Origin of the sequence: Paenibacillus sp. PK4536, assembly GCF_028594455.2 — a bacterium.
GTDB lineage: Bacteria > Bacillota > Bacilli > Paenibacillales > Paenibacillaceae > Saccharibacillus > Saccharibacillus nuruki.
In genome coordinates this window covers 4,895,365-4,913,391 of record NZ_CP126313.1, presented here as the reverse complement: position 1 = coordinate 4,913,391, position 18,027 = coordinate 4,895,365, and the positions used below count along the sequence as shown (strand labels likewise).

Genomic DNA, 18,027 nt, shown 5'->3' with positions numbered 1-18,027 from the left:
GCAGAATTCCTTACCTACTTTTCAAAAAGCAGATATAGGTATAACATAGAGCATTTGGTACACTATTGTTGCATAAGCATGATAGCAACCAAATGCTCTACTGCGCATTTTGGACAGAGTAGGGTATATGAGCACTGTAGACATTTTGAAAAGTTGAAAGGGGTAATACAAATGAGCGAATTTAAACGTATTCATCTAGTAGTTATGGATTCAGTAGGTATTGGTGAAGCACCAGATGCAGCTGAATTTGGAGATGTTGATGTAGATACATTCGGACATATTGCACGCGAAAATGGTGGACTTAACATGCCACATATGGCAAGTCTAGGATTATCGAATATCAGTGAGATTCAAGGCGTACCTGTAGCAGATCAACCACTTGCTTATTACACTAAAATGCAAGAAGCATCCCGTGGTAAAGATACAATGACAGGACACTGGGAGATCATGGGATTATATATTGATACACCGTTCCGTGTATTTCCAGATGGATTCCCGGATGAATTGATTGGGCGGATCGAAGAAAAAACAGGACGTAAAGTCATTGGTAACAAACCGGCAAGTGGAACAGAAATTATGGATGAGCTAGGCGAAGAACATGTGAAAACAGGCGCACTTATCATCTACACTTCTGCAGATTCCGTATTGCAGATTGCGGCACATGAAGATGTCGTTCCTTTAAAAGAATTGTATGAAATCTGTGAATTCTGTCGTGAGATTACACTGGAAGATCCTTACATGTTAGGACGCATTATCGCTCGTCCATTTATCGGGGAAGTCGGTAATTTCCAACGTACATCCAACCGTCATGATTATGCACTCAAACCGTTCAAACCGACGACAATGAACGCTTTGCAAGATGCAGGTCTAGACGTGATTGCTATCGGCAAAATTGCTGATATCTACGATGGCGAAGGTGTAACAGAATCGATTCGTACCAAGTCTAATATGGACGGTATGGATCAACTGGTCAACGTACTAGCGAAGCCTTTCCACGGTCTAAGCTTCTTGAATCTGGTTGACTTCGATGCTCTATTCGGACACCGCCGCGATCCTAAAGGATATGCTGACGCACTGGAAGAATACGATGCTCGCTTACCACAAGTATTTGCAGGTATGGAAGAAGATGACCTACTAATCATTACAGCCGATCACGGTAACGATCCAACCTACACAGGTACAGATCATACTCGTGAATATGTACCATTACTTGTCTATTCCAAACGTTTTGCAAATGGTGGTAAAGAATTGCCATTACGCACAACATTCTCAGACATCGCTGCAACTGTAGCCGAAAACTTTGGCGTAACAAGCCCAGAATACGGCACAAGCTTCCTATCTGATCTTAAGTAATATTCAAAACACGGATCAGAGTTGTAAAGAAATGATAAAGGTGAACCTAAACCCATTTCTATAACAAACTAATCTCAATGTTAAATATTCTAATTGTTGTTTCCCCGGTCAAGCGAGTCCCCAGCGCCGACCACCCATCTTTATGTTTTTGTGATATTGTTGCATCCGCACAGAGCGAAGGCTAACGGATTGGAGTGTAGCCTCTCCTCGTAAGGGTAGATATCGACTGCATCAGCAGTCTTTCAAGATATCTATCCTTACCAGAGAGCGGAACCCAATCCGTTAGCCGTAGCGGTACAACCAAGCAAATCAAACCTAAACACATACTTTGGAGGTTTTTATAAAATGAGCGTTCATATTGAAGCAAAAGCTGGCGAAATCGCTGAAACGATTCTTTTACCAGGCGATCCATTACGTGCTAAATACATTGCAGATACGTATCTTGAAGATGTAGTCTGCTACAACCAAGTACGCGGTATGCTTGGATTTACAGGAACATACAAAGGTAACCGTATCTCTGTACAAGGTACAGGTATGGGATTGCCTTCGATCAGCATTTACGTGAATGAATTGATCAGCGAATACGGCGTCAAAAACTTGATCCGTGTGGGTACATGTGGTGGTATGCAAGAAAATGTACGTGTTCGTGACGTGATTTTGGCACAAGCATGTTGTACAGATTCCAGTATGAACCGTCATATTTTCGGCGGATACGATTTCTCACCTGTAGCAAGTTTCCCTTTACTCAAAGCTGCTTATGATCGTGGCGTAGAAAAAGGTCTGAATTTGCATGTCGGTAACGTATTCAGTTCAGATTCATTCTACCGTGACGACAAAACCGTTACAGGATTATTAATGCAATACGGCGTACTAGGCGTTGAAATGGAAACAAGTGCATTGTACACATTAGCAGCGAAGTTTGGCGTAAACGCATTAACCATTTTAACAGTAAGTGATCACTTGCTAACAGGTGAAGAAACAACATCTGAAGAAAGACAATCTACATTTAACGAAATGATGGAAGTTGCTTTAGATGCAGCAATCTCTTTCCAAAAATAAAACGTACAAGGAGCTAGAATAATTATGAGAATGGTAGACCTTATTGAAAAAAAACGTGATGGTAAAGAACTAACAACTGAGGAAATCAACTTTATTATTAATGGTTACACACACGACGAAATTCCTGACTATCAAATGAGCGCATTTGCAATGGCAGTCTTCTTCAAAGACATGACAGAGCGCGAACGTGCAGACCTAACGATGGCTATGGTGAACTCTGGAGATACAATCGATCTATCCGCTATCGAAGGAGTTAAAGTCGACAAGCACTCCACAGGCGGTGTAGGTGATACCACAACATTAGTATTGGCTCCTCTTGTAGCAGCATTGGATATTCCAGTGGCTAAAATGTCCGGTCGTGGTCTAGGTCACACAGGCGGTACAGTCGATAAATTAGAAGCAGTAGAAGGTTTCCACGTAGAAATCACAAACGAAGAATTTATCAAATTAGTGAATGAAAACAAAATCGCTGTTATCGGACAAAGTGGTAACTTAACACCTGCTGACAAAAAGTTATACGGCTTGCGTGATGTAACAGCAACCGTAAACTCGATTCCATTGATCGCAAGTTCAATCATGAGTAAAAAAATCGCTGCTGGATCAGACGCTATCGTATTGGATGTTAAAACAGGTGCTGGCGCATTTATGAAAACAGCAGAAGATGCTAAAGAATTGGCTCATGCAATGGTAAGTATCGGTAACAACGTAGGACGCAAAACAATGGCTGTTATCTCAGATATGAGTCAACCGCTAGGTCTAGCAATCGGTAACTCTCTTGAAGTAAAAGAAGCAATCGATACACTAAAAGGTGAAGGTCCTGCTGATTTGGAAGAATTGTGCTTGGCACTTGGAAGCCAAATGGTATATCTTGCAGGTAAAGCAAGTTCACTTGAAGAAGCAAGAGAAAAATTGAAAGAAGTTATTGCTAACGGTAAAGCGTTGGAGAAATTCAAATTATTCCTTGCAAGCCAAGGTGGAGATGCTTCGGTTGTTGATCAACCAGAACGTTTGCCACAAGCGAAATTCTTGATCGAAGTTCCTGCGAAAGAAGATGGATTTGTAGCTGAATTGGTAGCGGACGAAATCGGTACAGCAGCAATGTTGTTAGGTGCTGGTCGTGCAACGAAAGAATCCGAAATCGATCTTGCTGTAGGCTTGATGTTGAACAAAAAAGTAGGCGACGCTGTTAAAGTGGGCGACTCTTTAGTAACAATTCATGCTAACCGTGAAAATGTAGACGATGTATTGAAAAAACTATACGAGAGTATTCGTATCGCAGATCATGCTGACGCTCCAACATTAGTATACGGAACAGTAACGGAGTAATAGAGATCCTTTTCCAATAGATTAAAATAGACAAAACCCTCGACGATTGAACATTACGTTCACTCTGGTCGGGGGTTTTTCTGTTTTAAGGATATAGAGTTAATAGAAAATTCGATTATAATGTCGAATAAATTAGACTTGGGAACTATTCAAAAAATGGCTAAAATGGATCGATATATAGTATAGACTATCTATCCAAATTGAATATTCTGTATGCAATAAATATAAATCGTAATACATTTACTAGACATAAAAAGAAAGGAGTAGAGAGGTACATTGAATTTACACCAATGCCTACAGAAAATCGAGCAACAACGTCAAGAAATGCACCAATTGGCTGAAATGTACGGATTCTCAGATAACCGTGTTTTAGATAAATCCCAACAATTGGATGAGACCCTCAATGAATATAATCAATATGCTACCCTCTATAAACGAACACATATGAATATGTTATAACACTACATCAATAGTCCAATTGCTAAGATAGCTATACCACCTACAGCAATAGCTCCAAAAGCAATATAGCCAAACCAGCGTATTGGAGCAGGCATATCCGAGATATTTTCGATATTTCCAGTACGTGGCACACCTAAAATCGTATGATTATGCTCGGTTACACTATTAAAAGAAGCATCTCTAGGTACTTCGATCATAGGCTGTTCTTCTGTAGACGAATGATGAGGTTGTGTCATAGCCTTGTCCTCCATGTTAATCAAATTGATTTAGATTTATGTACAATAAACATCTTAGCTGACTTCTACTCTAGGAATTAAGATCTTTTGGCAAATAACTTCGCAACCAACCAACGTATAGCGATTATAAAAGCAATCAATACAATTACAGATAAAATAAGCCCGTATACACCTACACCTTGTAACATAACATTCCCTCCTTTATATTAAATAATATACTAAAAATGAAATATATTTCAATTTCGCAGTATTTATACTATTTTGCGATAAAATAAGTTGATTTAATTGGAAAATAGCATAAGATAAAAGAAACGATATCTGAGAACGCTTACAACTGGTTAAACAAAAGAAAGTGGGTGTCCTATGGAAAATGTAGTGACCGTTATTTTTACAGATGAATGTAAGGCATACCGAGCTTTATCTACTCTTCGACATAGTCGTATTACCGAAGGATATGCTGTCTTGGAAGCCGCTATTGTAGCACGAGAAAAAGGCAAAGTGGTATTTTGGGATGGATTTGGTACACATGGATCACTGGCAGGTGAATGGACAACAGGTGGACTTTTGGGGTCAATGATTGGAATTTTTGCAGGTCCGTTAGGTGTATTGTTAGAACGCAGTATCGATTCGATGATTAGTATGCCATTTACTCATGAAGTAGCAGAACAAGAAATGGGATTGATCCAATCTACGTTGTATACGTTAGATGAGGGACAAATGGCTTTAATCAGTATTGTGCAAGAAAATAATGTAAGCGTATTCAATTATGTGTTGAGTCAATTGGGTTCTCAATTTGTCTGTCGGCACGATGTGATCGATGTCGAAGCAGAAATAGATCAAGCCTATGAAGTAGAGCGTGAATTACAACGTGAAGCTCATCAACGTATGAATAATCAGCGTCATGAATATTTCAAGAATGGATCAGACGATGTACGGGATCGCATTCGTTCTCAATTTGAACAGTTAAAGCAGAACTTTTGATAAGCTGGCGACTTCAATACAGAATACAACAAAAGCATCTTGCTAGAAGAACTGAACGAGTCAATGGTTCAATCTTTTATTATAGCAAGATGCTTTTTGGTATGTGTTCTTTATAAAAGAAAAAGCTAGTTTATTCATCTATTTTGACCATTTGTACATCCGGTAGGGATTGTAATAGAGGAACAAGGTCTTTTGGTTTGATAGTGGTATTCAATTGAATGGAAGCTTGTAACAGTAAATAGGAAGGAACGGACTCCTTAGCGTCAGGCGTCGATTTTTCGATTTCAGAGTGTAAACTAAACACATGAATCTGGTGCTGATCCAACGCATCCAGAATCGATGGGATAGCTTGCTTATGATTTACGATCCGTACAGTTAGACGATGGGGCACACGAGTCGCTACAAGCGGCTTACGATGACGATGCATTGCAAATTGTACAACTACAATCAACAGGGTGACTCCGATCCCTAGCGTGTACATACCGGCTCCTATGCTCATCCCTACTCCAGCTGTTGCCCATATACCGGCAGCTGTCGTTAATCCTTTCACTTTTTGCTTATTCATAAAAATAGTGCCTGCTCCTAGAAAGCCCACTCCACTTACAATCTGCGAAGCTACCCTCGAAGGATCAAGGGATACATTGCTCCAATTTCCCATATCGGTAAATCCATATTTGGATATAATCATCATTAAAGAAGAACCGACCGCTACGATAAAATGAGTGCGAATCCCGGCTTCTTTTTGGCGACTACTCCGTTCATATCCGATAATGGCTCCAGCCAATCCTGCAATTAATACTCTCAAAATATGTTCTATTGTTATCCATACCATTGCTATAATTTCCTCCTTCGCAAGATCATTATCCTAAAAAGTATATACCCTAATTGCAGAGAAATATGTTGCTTCACAGCGTATATACCATGTTCAAATAAAGCGATAAAGGGTAAGAATAATGATGGAATTATGTCTATTACAATAAAACCAAGTAATTTTATCGGAAAAAGAGTTGACGTGTGACGAAAGACAGTGTACTATACAATTTGCAGTACGTTATTAATAAGTAGTGAATCACCAACGATAAGTGTGATCACCAACATCTGAGAGGGGTATTTTCAAATGAAAAAATGGGGTTCTTTTACACTGGTTATGATACTGACCATGCTTGTTCTTGCAGCATGTGGTAACAGTTCTAATACAGCAACGACAGGCAATACCGATACATCTGGAGCAACCAATACAGACACAGCTTCTTCTAGCAAAGTAGCCACATTGGAATCTGTAAAAGCTAGTGGTAAATTACGTATTGGTACAGAAGGAACATATGCACCATTTACGTTTCATGATGAAAGTGGTAAATTAACTGGTTTTGACGTAGATATTGCAACAGAAGTCAGTAAACGTCTGGGTGTAGAACCTGTATTTACTGAAGCTGCTTGGGATAGCTTACTAGGTGGACTAGAGTCGAAGCGTTTTGATACGGTATTTAATGAAGTAGGTATTACAGAAGAACGTCAAAAAACATTTTTATTCTCTGATCCGTACATCGCTTCCAAAGCAGTACTTATCGTACGTGACGACAATACAGATATTAAATCGTTTGCTGATCTAAATGGTAAAAAATCTGCTCAATCTTTAACAAGTAATCTAGCTCAAATCGCTAAAGATAACGGTGCAGAAATCGTTTCTGTTGATGGATTTACACAAGCAGTAGGATTGTTAACTTCTAATCGTGCTCAAGCTACAATCAATGATAACTTGTCTTACCTTGATTTGAAAAAGCAACAACCAGATGCACCTATCAAAGTTGTAGCTGAAGAAGCAAATGCTTCTCAAAGTGGTGCTATTTTCAACAAAGGCGGCGAAGATTTGGTTCAAGCTGTGAATAAAGCGTTAAAAGATATGGTAGATGATGGAACATACTTGAAAATCTCTGAGAAATATTTCGGAGAAGATGTATCTAAATAATACACTGAGTCTCACTTTGTATATATGCGACGATAACGATATCTTGACGAATAAACACTCGTCAAGATATTTGTACGTTGTAAGCCTTTCTAAGATATTTACTTAGCATTGCATGTACAAGAGATATGAACCCAAATTGTCGAAATAAAGGATGTTAGAATATGGACGATCGTCAAATCGAGATACTTGTTAATTCTTTTTGGCCTATGCTTGAAGCCGGAATACGTTTTACTATTCCGTTAGCTATTTTTTCATTTATTATTGGTTTGATTTTGGCTGTATTAACAGCATTAGCCCGATTATCTGGCGTGAAAATTTTAGATTTTATTGCACGATTTTATATTTGGATTATCCGAGGAACTCCTTTAATTGTGCAGTTAGCGATTATCTTCTACGGATTGCCTACGATTGGAATCGAATTAGATCCTTTTCCAGCGGCATTAATTGGTTTCTCTTTGAGCGTAGGGGCATACGGTTCTGAAATTGTACGTGCAGCGATTCAATCGATTCATAAAGGGCAATGGGAAGCTGCCTATTCACTTGGAATGACACGTGGACAAGCATTACGCCGAATTATTCTTCCTCAAGCTGCTCGTGTATCATTACCACCATTATCGAATTCATTTATTAGTCTAGTGAAAGACACTTCTTTGGCTGGAACAGTAACATATGTAGAATTATTTCGGAAGTCTGAAGAAATTGTAGCTACTACTTATGAATACTTATTAGTGTATTCGGAAGCAGCAGTTATTTATCTAGTATTCACTTCAATATTATCCTTTTTCCAAAACAAATTAGAAAAACGACTAGGTCGCTCGTCAGCGGACTAACTCATATATAAGAATCGCTATTGAAGAAGTAAAGGAGAGATTAGCCGATGATGATCGAGATTCGTAATTTGCACAAGTCATTCGGTGCATTGGAAGTACTTAAAGGGATTGACGTAAGCTTAGACAAAGGAAAAGTGCTCGTTATTATCGGGCCGTCTGGTTCAGGTAAAACTACGCTACTTCGCTGCATGAATCTACTGGAGACTCCTGATCAAGGAACGATCAAGTTAAGTGATCGTTCGTTAGATTTTCAAAAAGGTCGTAAAGTGTCTAGCAAAGAAGTGACCGAACTTCGCAAACGGACAGGTATGGTTTTTCAATCGTATAACTTGTTTCCTCATAAAACCGTTATTGAGAACGTTATGGAAGCTCAGATTACGGTACAGAAAAAAAGTAAAGAAGACGCTCGCAAATCCAGCCAAGAATTACTTGCCAAAGTAGGATTAGGCGACCGTGGTAATTCTTATCCACACCAATTATCCGGTGGACAGCAACAACGTGTTGGTATTGCACGTGCAATGGCAGTTGAACCGGATGTACTCCTTTTTGATGAGCCTACTTCTGCACTTGATCCCGAATTGGTTAGTGAAGTGCTTAAAGTTATTAAGCAATTAGCGATTGAAGGTAGAACAATGGTAATCGTAACGCATGAAATGAAATTTGCAGCTGATGTCGCTGACCATGTGCTTCTGATGGACGGTGGATACATTATAGAACAAGGACATCCCAAAGATGTACTCAATAACCCACAAAGTGATCGTGCAAAGCAGTTCCTTAATCGCTTAACAGGTGAAGACATCTAACAGATTAGATTATAAATGCTCTATTCAGGGTATAAAATAGCATAAAGGTAACTAGCTTGAGAAAGAAGAAAATCGTACAGACGAATATGTATGGTTTTCTTTTTTTCTATATTTAGAGACATATAAGGGGATGAAGGAATGAGAAGAATATTACATACATGCAAAACCGTCATATTAAGTACAGTATTGATCGCTACGTCTATTGGGATATATGCACCGATGACTCATGCGGCTACCGAGAAAGAGTCACTTAAACTTTCAGCACGTGCTTCGTATTACGGACAAGTGGAAAATGGAAAGCCTAACGGAACAGGTACGATTCGCTGGGGAGATTCCAAATCATATGCAGGACAGTGGGTCGATGGGATACGGCAAGGGACAGGGAAATATGTAAATCAATATATGGTCAAAGGACGTACATTTGTTGTGACATACAAAGGCGAATGGAGCAAAGATCAGCGCAATGGTCTGGGCGAAGTCAGACAAACGATCAAAAATAAAGCAGGTAAAATAGAAGCGAATTTGATTCAGCAAGGTCAGTTTGAAAATGATGTGTTTAAAAAAGGATATACTGTGACTCAAGCATTAGCAGATCCTGCCTTTAGCTTTAATTACAAAGATAGTGATCTATGGTTACAGATTTATGGAGATAACCAAAATATCTCACAATACTGGGCAACTGGTAAATTCACGCAGATTCAATACCGGAAAGGAAAGATTGATAAAGAGTACTCTATCTTTCCAGAAGAAGATGCTGCTAAGCAATTAGCCAATCAAGCCAACTTGAAATATTTCAAAAAGATTCAACCGCAAGTGTCTACGTATCTTAAAACATTCCAGACCCTTTCTATCAAAGTACCGGTTACTTCATCTTAAAATAGAGCCATTTATCGTTATCCAAAAAGTAGTTCAACACAGCCTCGGTAGAGATGACGTTGAACTACTTTTTTTGTGATTTGGACTTAAAAAGAATATTCTTTTAAAATAAATTTTGAGATTTTTTTGTCGAAATTCTATTAATATTCGACCTACATTTAGAATTATTAATAAAAATATTACTACATGTTGTATTCATAATGTATATTTTTTCTATAAATAATGAGCTAAAACTTCTAAAAAGGATGATATTACAGATGGCAAAGGTGGATAATTTGAGCGGATTACTATAAGATAGCTGTGGAACACTTAACTTCATATTTCAGGAGGAATGTAACGATGACTAAAGTCAGAGTAGCAGTTATAGGTTGTGGAAGTATTGCGGAACGTCGCCATATTCCAGAGTATGCAGAACATCCGAATGTAGAATTGGTAGCGTTTGCTGATCCAATTATAGAACGTGCTGAAGGTTATGCGAAACGTTTCGATGCCAAAGCATATAGTGATTACAAAGAATTATTAGCAGCTGGTGGGTTCGACGCTGTAAGCGTGTGCACTCCGAATATTTTCCATGCTGAAATGTCGATTGCTGCTGCCAATGCAGGTGCACATGTACTGGTTGAGAAACCGATGGCTGTGTCTGAAGAAGAAGCACAAGCAATGATTGATGCAGCTAAAAAGAACAATGTGTATTTGATGGTTGGTCATAATCAACGTTTGATGCCACCACACGTCAAAGCCAAAGAAGTATTGCAAACAGGCAAATTGGGTCGCATACTGACTTTCCGTACTGCTTTTAGCCATGGAGGTCCAGAATTCTGGAGTATTGATGGTAAAGAAAGCTGGTTCTTCCGTAAAAACGAAGCGATCATGGGTGCGATGGGTGATCTAGGCGTACATAAGTCTGATATGATTCGCTGGTTGCTAGATGACGAAGTGGTTGATGTGAGTGCATTTATCGGTACATTGGATAAAAAAGATACAGATGTTGACGATAACGCTATTTGCTTGCTTCGTATGAAGAGCGGTGCAATCGGTACATTAGTAGCGAGCTGGACAGCTTATCGTGGTGAAGATAACGGCACATACTTGTGGTGTGAGAACGGTATTATGAAAATTGGTACCGATCCTGATGATCAAGTGATTGTCGAACTTCGTGACGGTACAGTCGAGAAATATCGTGTAGGTGCTATTTCTACCAATGACAAGCAAGAAGTTAGCGGTGTAGTAGATGCCTTTATCGAATCTATCGTTACCAATACACCACCATCTATTTCAGGTGAAGAAGGCAAAAAATCACTATCTGTGATCTTATCTGCGTTCCAATCTCAAGCGGATAACAAAACTATTTCTTTATAAAATAAGCTACAAGTAGCCAAACAACAAAATAGTATTACCAAAAAGCTGTTACCTTCGTATCAAGGGTAGCAGCTTTTTAGTATAGATGTGAGACTGGATTATTGATTATGTTTTATCGTATACCGTATAAGATTGAGCTAACGGATGACCAAGTGGGGAGTGGATCGTTTCTGTAGGTCTAGCAGGTTGGGCTGTTGCAATCGACTTGTTTTCTTCTTCTGTCCATTCTCCTGCAAGTACAGCTTTCATTTTCTCTGTGTCCAACATACCCTCCCATTTGGCTACGACAAAAGCAGCTACACAATTGCCCATAAGATTGGTGAATACACGCATGGTATCCATAAATCGGTCAGCACCGAGCAATAGTGCTACAACAGCTACAGGAAACGCATTAAGTGCTGCGGCTGTAGCCGATAATGCTAGAAAAGCGGAACCCGGTACACCAGCCATTCCTTTTGAACTTAGCATCAACACAGCTAAAATAGTAATCTCTTGTCCTAAGGTCAGATCGATGCCTACTGCCTGTGCAAGAAACACGGTAGCTAGAGATAAATAGATCGAAGCACCATCTAGATTAAAAGAATATCCTGTCGGTACAACCAATCCGACCACTGCTTTATCACAGCCCGCTTTGTTCAGCTTTTCCATCATACGTGGCATAACGACTTCAGACGAAGCTGTACCAATCGCAAGCATAATTTCAGAACGAGTGTATTTGATAAATTGCAATAGATTCATACCTGTGATCCACCATGCCGCTAATCCCAGACAAATTAAGAATAAGATCGCAGCTAAGTAACAAGCAAGGATCAACATTCCATAAGAAGTCAATGTCGCTACTCCATAGGCACCGACCGTATAAGCAATCGCACCGAATGCACCAATGGGTGCTAATTTCATAATATAACCGACCACTTTAAAAATCAGCTCCATGATCTGATCGACCAGCGTCAGTACATTATGTTTTAATTGACTTTCACTAGCAGCAAGAGCAGTACCGAATAGACAAGCAAGCAGTAGCACTTGTAACAGTGCATTTTGCGCAAAAGCATCTACTGCACTGGTCGGAATAATATTGAGGATAAAATCTACGGTATGTGGAAGTTCTGCGCCTCCTGTTTTGGCGGCTACAGCATTGGGATCAAGTGTACTGGCATTGATATTCATTCCCTCTCCCGGACGGAATACACGAGCAGCGACAAGACCTAACATGAGTGCGACTGTCGTAGCAAGCTCGAACCACAGGATAGCTTTGAGACCGATCCGACCGACTGCTTTGAGATCGCCTGCTTTGGCAATACCTGCGACAACGACGAAGAAGATCAAGGGTGCAATTAACATTTTAATTAATTTGATAAATCCGGTTCCAAGCGGTTGTAACTGCTCTCCAAAGTTAGGAAAGGCTATTCCTACACCAATACCGATCACAACAGCTACAATGATTTGAAAAAATAATGATTTAACAAAATTCATAATAAACCTCCTTGATATTCAAATGCTTAACGACACTACATCCTCATGGATTTGGAAAAGAATTATTTAGTCTATGTTGGTTGTATGTTCTATCTTTAAGTTATGTAGCATTTTATAACATTTGGTCAAAGTAGTTACTATAGATTTCGATCTTTTTTGTATATTTCACAATTCAAACGTTCAAATTATGATTTTTATACAAAAATAAACGAATGATATGTTAAAATAAGTAACATATCATTCGCTTATTTATTTTGGAGCATTATGGTATAATATTGCAGTAACCTATTTTAATATTCAGGAGAGTGAATTTATTATGGCACGTACCCAGACTCAAAAAGCTATTCGTAAAGCAAAGCGTAGTGGCAGTTGGATTCCCGAATACAGTCGTAGAGCCAATGAAGATTATGCAGCCATCTCGCAACATACCCGTATGACATCTACCAAACAAGAACGATTACAAAAAGTAAAACACAAGAAGCATATCACACACGATGATGCTTCTTTTTTGTGTCTTTTAGTCAAATCGCCTGATCGCAGGTACGCATAACCCGATAATCACCAGCAACATCCCAATCCCCGAAAATAAACTAATCGTAATCAGTCCACCAATCTGATCGGCTAACCAACCAATCAGTAGAAATCCAATCGGTAAAAAAGCGAATGAACCGAACATATCCAGACTAGCCACACGTCCAAAACTTTCCACAGGTACTAACTCTTGCAGACTCGTTTCCCAGACTAGCGCAAACATCATCAAGCCGAATCCTTCCAAAGCCATAATCATCACCATACCGGGTGGCCATGTAATCACCGATAATAAGAATAGAGCGATTCCGCTTAACAATGCTCCGCCATATCCAATCCAACCACGTTTGCGCCACTGTTTTCGACTTCCAAATAAGACTGCTCCGATAATAGCGCCGACACCAGCAGAGGTCATAGCCAGTCCATAGACAATAGGATCTAAATGATGATGAATTTTGAAAAGCCATGGAATAAGAACACTGGTAATCCCTACATAGCAAATATTCAAGAGCGAAAAAATAACAATCGTAATCCACAACCACGGTTGTTTTTGCAAAATAACAAACCCTGCGGTGAACTCTTGCCACACCGATGTTTTGACTGGTGAGTGTGACAGATCCGTAGAAGAGGCTTGATCAATCGTCTGTTGCTTATAGCGTTCTTGCTGACGTTTAGAGATAAAGTGCTTGCTAAGTAAAGTAAAACAAAGCAGTGAGAACAGATATGTAAGTGAATCCAGAGCAAATCCACTTCCAGGAGAAGCGACAGTCACCAGAATCCCGCCTAATGTCGGACCTAGTAGACGGACGAACTGAATACTAACTTGGGTTAGAGCATTCGCCGCATTTCGAATATCAGGGGTAAATATTTCAGCACGTAAAGCGGAATAGGCAGGTTGGAATATACCTTCCATTAATCCATATAGAGCAAGTCCTACATATAAGACAGCTAAAGACAATTGATCTGTAAAAATTAAAATTGCACCACTCAGCATTAACACAAATCGGATGCTATTGGTCAATAGAATCAAGCGTACACGATCGGTATGATCTACAATCCAGCCGGAAATCGGCAAAATAATCACAATCGGCAACATATAGATCGTCATCGCTAGCCCCATAATGGTTGAAGAACCGGTTAACGTGTAGACAAGAATAGGCAAAATAATCATCGTAACTGAACTACCCAGCATCGCTATTAATTGACCTAACCACAGATATGTAAATGCTTTGGACTGACGTACAGGGGAGAGAAAACGTCGTATAACAGATTCTTGCTGTTCTTGCTCAAGGGGCATGTTCGATTTCTCCTTTTCAGCTCATATTATCTTTGTATTCAAGTGTATTCGTTCTTCTCTATACAATACTATACAAAAAAGACAATTCTCTAAAAGAATTGTCTGATCCAAAACCATATAAACGATCTCATGTATGTATGATCATTGATGATGATCTTCTAATGCATTATGAAATTTGAGTCTGTTCTACAGCATCACGTTGATGTTGACGATGCAAGTAGCGATCAAATACAAAAGGTCCGAACGGAAGAATAGAAGCGACCAATCCTAAAATAGCTTGTTTAAACGATATTTTACGCAAAATCAAAGTCAATCCAATCGCCGCTACATAAGCTACAAACAATACCCCGTGAATCATCCCTACATAAGTCACCGCAAGAGGCATATTAGCAAAATACTTAAGAGGCATTGCGATCAGTACGAGAGCAAGATAAGATACCGCTTCCACGTTACCAATCACTCGTAACATACTTAGAGCATTTTTGATCATAAAGTATATTCTCCTTTATTACAATTTTAATAATTCAAATATAACGTAAATGTTCTGTTAAAAGCACAATCAAAAGTTACAAAATATTGAAAGTACACTTTAATAAGAGATTATATACATAATAAATATTTATGATAACTTAGCTAACAATAATTAAATCTAAAAAATAGCGATTTCTTTCTGTTTAACTATGAATAAGTAGATCCTATTGGATAAAAATACATATATTTTAGCATGATAATCCATTTATTTGGGCAATGGTCAATAGTTTATTTGGTAATTATCCCAAATAGTACTGTTGGATTTCAGTAGATTTAACGTATGTTTAAAAAGTAAACATTGTTAACATGAAAAACATCAAATACAAGAAATTATAGATGAGGTGAGTATATTGAGAAAGATAACAGGTGGAATTTTGGTTGGAATGTTAATTATGTTGACAGCGTGCTCTAGTTCAGCTCCAAATACGGCAAGCACATCAACCTCTTCAACAAGTACAGGTCAATCTACAGCATCCAATGTGATAAGAGTCGCCGTACAATCGGATGGCAAAACGCTTGATCCTCATACCGCTACAGATGCAGGTTCTATGCATTATATCGAAAATATGTACAGTACATTGATGCAATACAATGGCAAATACGGTGAAATTGAACCGGGACTTGCTGAATCGTATACTGTTTCGGATGATCTACTCACCTATACCTTTAAGCTACATCAAGGGGTGAAGTTCCACGGTTCTGGTAAAGAACTGACTTCAGCCGATGTGAAATATTCTATTGAACGAATTATTGATAAAGGAGTACGTGCGAATCAATTTACCGCAGTCAAAAGTATAGATACACCTGATCCATCTACAGTTGTATTTCATTTAAAACAACCGATGGCTCCTTTCCTTACCTATCTAGCGAACCCGATGAATGGCATTGTAGATAGCGATATTGTCAAAGCCAATAACAACAGCCTAGATAACGTAGATGCAGGCACAGGTCCTTTTGAATTGGTCAAATGGGATAAAGATCAACAGCTAACGTTGAAAAAGAATCCTGATTATTATGAAAAAGGGTTACCTTATTTGGACGAAGTGGATTTCAAGCCGATTGCAGATGCAACCGCTCGTACAACAGCTCTTCGTAATAATGAGATTGATCTGATTCTAGAAACGACAGAAAAAGAAAATAAAGTATTAGAAAATGTTGAAGGGATTACATTGAAGTCAGAACCCGGTACCTTTTGGGAATATATCGGGCTGAATGTCAAAGACCCTGCACTACGTGATGTTCGTGTTCGTCAAGCGATTGCCAATGCAGTAGATCGCAATCAGATCAATCAATTGGTGAAGTTAGGTAAAGCAACGGTATTGGACGGCGGAAATATTCCTCCGAATCACTGGGCATACCCTGATATTCATCCATATGCTGAGCGTAATGTAGAAAAAGCCAAGCAATTGTTACAAGCAGCAGGAAGCCCGGCTATTTCGCTTACACTCAAAGTCGGCTCTGAATATGATTATCAGGTGCAAGCTGCTCAAGTGATTAAGCAACAATTAGCTGAAGTAGGTATTACCGTCAAAGTGGAATCTCAAGAATCTAGCGTCTTTTTCGATGCACTAGGTAAAGGTGACTTCCAGATGGCGGTCGTGGGTTGGCAAGGATTTGTAGATCCAGATGAATATACCTATAACCTATTCCATACAGGTGAAGCTTATAACCAACAAGGCTACTCTAATCCAGAAGTAGATGCTTTACTCGAAAAAGGTCGCACGACTGCGGATGAAGCAGCACGTAAAGACATTTACAAACAAATTGAGACCACTGTAGCTGATGAAGCTCCGATGGTATTCCTGTATATGAATGAACGTGCAGCCGCTTATCGTAATAATGTTACAGGCTTTATCGTGGAACCGACAGTTACTTCTATTTTCTTAAAACAAACCAAAGTAGAGTAGATTGAACTGTAGAATATAGCTGCTAGATATGAACATAGGAACTGACGGGCTTGCTCGTATCAGTTCCTGTTTGGTTAAAGGAGGGATAAGATGTTGAGCTATATTGTCCGGCGGATTCTAGTGTCTATTCCTGTATTGTTCGGCATTTCCATTGTTACTTTTTTTATGATTCGTTTAGTACCTGGAGATACCGTTACGGCATTATTGGGAACACGTTATAGCGAAGAACAAGCTATACAATTGAAAGCTTATTACGGGCTGGATAAGCCTTTATATATCCAATATTTGATCTGGATTGGAAATGTACTGCGGGGCGATCTAGGACGTTCTTCATTTAGTGGAGATTCGGTGATGCAATCAATTATCGAACGCTTGCCCGTCACTCTAGAATTGACATTGATTAGTGTATTGATTGCCAGCCTCGTAGGGATTCCACTCGGTATATGGGCAGCTTATCGCCATAATCGACTACCTGATTATATGGCAACGGTTGTAGGGCTATTGGGAATTTCGATTCCGGGATTCTGGTTAGGAACGATCTTTATCTTATTATTTGCTTTGAAGTTAGGCTGGGCTCCTTCCAGCGGATATATCTCTTTCTGGGAAAATCCACTACAAAACTTACATCATATGTGGATGCCGGGTATTGCGCTTGGTGCAGCCGTATCTGCGGTAGTCATGCGGATGACACGTTCCACGATGCTTGAAGTATTAAGCGAAGATTATATGAAAATGGCTCGTGCCAAAGGGATGTCGCCGTTGCGATTGTTAACAAGACATGCACTCAAAAATGCAATGATTCCGATTATTACAGTGCTCGGTATCCAGATTGGTTATTTGATCGGTGGATCTGTTGTGATTGAGCAAATCTTTTCGTTACCCGGAATTGGACGCTTAGCATTACAAGCCATTACCAATCGAGATTACGCTTTAATGCAAGGAACAATACTGTTTGTAGGTTTTTGTTTTGTAGTTATTAATCTGATCGTTGATATTCTGTATTCGATCTTAAATCCCAAAATTCGTTATTAGGAGGAGCTCTG

General features: G+C 39.2%; 18 protein-coding genes. 13 read left to right on the top strand and 5 right to left on the bottom strand.

What is annotated here, in order from left to right:
• The first annotated feature begins 171 nt into the window (after window positions 1-171).
• The 4 genes from deoB to PO903_RS21715 all read left to right on the top strand — a co-directional run bounded on the left by deoB (window position 172) and on the right by PO903_RS21715 (window position 4,197).
• Window positions 172-1,353: a phosphopentomutase gene (gene deoB / locus PO903_RS21730; protein ID WP_273594546.1), complete on the top strand. Its 1,182-nt coding sequence runs from the start codon at window positions 172-174 to the stop codon at window positions 1,351-1,353.
• A 345-nt stretch (window positions 1,354-1,698) separates the two neighbouring features.
• Entirely contained in the window at window positions 1,699-2,412 is a 714-nt protein-coding gene (gene deoD, locus PO903_RS21725) for a purine-nucleoside phosphorylase (RefSeq protein WP_069329260.1), read from the top strand.
• A gap of 24 nt (window positions 2,413-2,436) precedes the next feature.
• The gene (locus PO903_RS21720; protein WP_069329261.1) at window positions 2,437-3,738 is read left to right on the top strand and encodes a pyrimidine-nucleoside phosphorylase; all 1,302 of its coding nucleotides are present in this window, start codon (window positions 2,437-2,439) and stop codon (window positions 3,736-3,738) included.
• Window positions 3,739-4,014: 276 nt separating this feature from the next.
• Window positions 4,015-4,197, top strand: coding sequence for an aspartyl-phosphate phosphatase Spo0E family protein (locus PO903_RS21715; RefSeq protein WP_069329262.1), 183 nt, complete (start codon window positions 4,015-4,017; stop codon window positions 4,195-4,197).
• A 2-nt stretch (window positions 4,198-4,199) separates the two neighbouring features.
• Here the strand turns inward: PO903_RS21715 and PO903_RS21710 are convergent, their stop codons facing one another.
• Window positions 4,200-4,433: a hypothetical protein gene (locus PO903_RS21710; protein ID WP_273594545.1), complete on the bottom strand. Its 234-nt coding sequence runs from the start codon at window positions 4,431-4,433 to the stop codon at window positions 4,200-4,202.
• Window positions 4,434-4,796: 363 nt separating this feature from the next.
• Between PO903_RS21710 and PO903_RS21705 the strand changes: the two genes are divergently transcribed.
• Window positions 4,797-5,414, top strand: coding sequence for a hypothetical protein (locus PO903_RS21705; protein WP_069329264.1), 618 nt, complete (start codon window positions 4,797-4,799; stop codon window positions 5,412-5,414).
• Window positions 5,415-5,544: 130 nt separating this feature from the next.
• Here PO903_RS21705 and PO903_RS21700 read toward each other — a convergent pair whose 3' ends face one another.
• Window positions 5,545-6,246: an MgtC/SapB family protein gene (locus PO903_RS21700; RefSeq protein WP_273594544.1), complete on the bottom strand. Its 702-nt coding sequence runs from the start codon at window positions 6,244-6,246 to the stop codon at window positions 5,545-5,547.
• Between the two features lie 285 nt (window positions 6,247-6,531).
• On the opposite strand from PO903_RS21700, the gene PO903_RS21695 reads away from it, so the two are divergent.
• From PO903_RS21695 to PO903_RS21675, 5 genes are all read left to right on the top strand, one after another.
• Window positions 6,532-7,380, top strand: a complete 849-nt coding sequence (locus tag PO903_RS21695) for an amino acid ABC transporter substrate-binding protein (RefSeq protein ID WP_137223382.1) — start codon at window positions 6,532-6,534, stop codon at window positions 7,378-7,380.
• Window positions 7,381-7,541: 161 nt separating this feature from the next.
• On the top strand, window positions 7,542-8,210 hold the full coding sequence (locus PO903_RS21690; protein ID WP_204823070.1) for an amino acid ABC transporter permease: 669 nt from the start codon (window positions 7,542-7,544) through the stop codon (window positions 8,208-8,210).
• Between the two features lie 50 nt (window positions 8,211-8,260).
• Window positions 8,261-9,013, top strand: coding sequence for an amino acid ABC transporter ATP-binding protein (locus tag PO903_RS21685; protein ID WP_069329280.1), 753 nt, complete (start codon window positions 8,261-8,263; stop codon window positions 9,011-9,013).
• Window positions 9,014-9,151: 138 nt separating this feature from the next.
• Complete coding sequence (locus PO903_RS21680; protein ID WP_273594543.1) at window positions 9,152-9,889, top strand: MORN repeat-containing protein; 738 nt, start codon at window positions 9,152-9,154, stop codon at window positions 9,887-9,889.
• Between the two features lie 339 nt (window positions 9,890-10,228).
• Window positions 10,229-11,248: a Gfo/Idh/MocA family protein gene (locus tag PO903_RS21675; RefSeq protein WP_137223388.1), complete on the top strand. Its 1,020-nt coding sequence runs from the start codon at window positions 10,229-10,231 to the stop codon at window positions 11,246-11,248.
• 105 nt (window positions 11,249-11,353) lie between these two features.
• Here the strand turns inward: PO903_RS21675 and dctA are convergent, their stop codons facing one another.
• The gene (gene dctA, locus PO903_RS21670; RefSeq protein ID WP_273594542.1) at window positions 11,354-12,721 is read right to left on the bottom strand and encodes a C4-dicarboxylate transporter DctA; all 1,368 of its coding nucleotides are present in this window, start codon (window positions 12,719-12,721) and stop codon (window positions 11,354-11,356) included.
• A 316-nt stretch (window positions 12,722-13,037) separates the two neighbouring features.
• On the opposite strand from dctA, the gene brfA reads away from it, so the two are divergent.
• Window positions 13,038-13,271: a ribosome rescue factor BrfA gene (gene brfA, locus PO903_RS21665; RefSeq protein WP_069329270.1), complete on the top strand. Its 234-nt coding sequence runs from the start codon at window positions 13,038-13,040 to the stop codon at window positions 13,269-13,271.
• On the opposite strand, the gene PO903_RS21660 is transcribed toward brfA, so the two are convergent.
• Together PO903_RS21660 and PO903_RS21655 are read right to left on the bottom strand one after the other, a co-directional pair.
• Window positions 13,239-14,546 carry an MFS transporter gene (locus tag PO903_RS21660; protein WP_273594541.1) on the bottom strand — a complete coding sequence of 436 codons (1,308 nt, stop codon included), beginning with the start codon at window positions 14,544-14,546 and terminating at the stop codon, window positions 13,239-13,241. The two genes, brfA and PO903_RS21660, sit on opposite strands and share 33 nt — an antisense overlap.
• Window positions 14,547-14,712: 166 nt before the next feature.
• The gene (locus PO903_RS21655; protein ID WP_069329273.1) at window positions 14,713-15,036 is read right to left on the bottom strand and encodes a DUF3817 domain-containing protein; all 324 of its coding nucleotides are present in this window, start codon (window positions 15,034-15,036) and stop codon (window positions 14,713-14,715) included.
• Window positions 15,037-15,427: 391 nt separating this feature from the next.
• On the opposite strand from PO903_RS21655, the gene PO903_RS21650 reads away from it, so the two are divergent.
• Window positions 15,428-16,984: an ABC transporter substrate-binding protein gene (locus PO903_RS21650; RefSeq protein ID WP_502921658.1), complete on the top strand. Its 1,557-nt coding sequence runs from the start codon at window positions 15,428-15,430 to the stop codon at window positions 16,982-16,984.
• Window positions 16,985-17,074: 90 nt separating this feature from the next.
• Window positions 17,075-18,016: an ABC transporter permease gene (locus PO903_RS21645; protein ID WP_273594539.1), complete on the top strand. Its 942-nt coding sequence runs from the start codon at window positions 17,075-17,077 to the stop codon at window positions 18,014-18,016.
• Window positions 18,017-18,027 lie beyond the last annotated feature (11 nt).

What these genes read in the sequence shown, in the direction of transcription:
- PO903_RS21685 (WP_069329280.1), top strand. Translation starts at nt 8,261, where the DNA reads ATGATCGAGATTCGTAATTTGCACAAGTCATTCGGTGCATTGGAAGTA.
- dctA (WP_273594542.1), bottom strand. Translation starts at nt 12,721, where the DNA reads ATGAATTTTGTTAAATCATTATTTTTTCAAATCATTGTAGCTGTTGTG.
- PO903_RS21690 (WP_204823070.1), top strand. Translation starts at nt 7,542, where the DNA reads ATGGACGATCGTCAAATCGAGATACTTGTTAATTCTTTTTGGCCTATG.
- PO903_RS21680 (WP_273594543.1), top strand. Translation starts at nt 9,152, where the DNA reads ATGAGAAGAATATTACATACATGCAAAACCGTCATATTAAGTACAGTA.
- PO903_RS21720 (WP_069329261.1), top strand. Translation starts at nt 2,437, where the DNA reads ATGAGAATGGTAGACCTTATTGAAAAAAAACGTGATGGTAAAGAACTA.
- PO903_RS21695 (WP_137223382.1), top strand. Translation starts at nt 6,532, where the DNA reads ATGAAAAAATGGGGTTCTTTTACACTGGTTATGATACTGACCATGCTT.
- PO903_RS21710 (WP_273594545.1), bottom strand. Translation starts at nt 4,433, where the DNA reads ATGACACAACCTCATCATTCGTCTACAGAAGAACAGCCTATGATCGAA.
- PO903_RS21655 (WP_069329273.1), bottom strand. Translation starts at nt 15,036, where the DNA reads ATGATCAAAAATGCTCTAAGTATGTTACGAGTGATTGGTAACGTGGAA.
- PO903_RS21700 (WP_273594544.1), bottom strand. Translation starts at nt 6,246, where the DNA reads ATGGTATGGATAACAATAGAACATATTTTGAGAGTATTAATTGCAGGA.
- PO903_RS21675 (WP_137223388.1), top strand. Translation starts at nt 10,229, where the DNA reads ATGACTAAAGTCAGAGTAGCAGTTATAGGTTGTGGAAGTATTGCGGAA.
- deoD (WP_069329260.1), top strand. Translation starts at nt 1,699, where the DNA reads ATGAGCGTTCATATTGAAGCAAAAGCTGGCGAAATCGCTGAAACGATT.
- PO903_RS21645 (WP_273594539.1), top strand. Translation starts at nt 17,075, where the DNA reads ATGTTGAGCTATATTGTCCGGCGGATTCTAGTGTCTATTCCTGTATTG.
- PO903_RS21705 (WP_069329264.1), top strand. Translation starts at nt 4,797, where the DNA reads ATGGAAAATGTAGTGACCGTTATTTTTACAGATGAATGTAAGGCATAC.
- deoB (WP_273594546.1), top strand. Translation starts at nt 172, where the DNA reads ATGAGCGAATTTAAACGTATTCATCTAGTAGTTATGGATTCAGTAGGT.
- PO903_RS21660 (WP_273594541.1), bottom strand. Translation starts at nt 14,546, where the DNA reads ATGCCCCTTGAGCAAGAACAGCAAGAATCTGTTATACGACGTTTTCTC.
- brfA (WP_069329270.1), top strand. Translation starts at nt 13,038, where the DNA reads ATGGCACGTACCCAGACTCAAAAAGCTATTCGTAAAGCAAAGCGTAGT.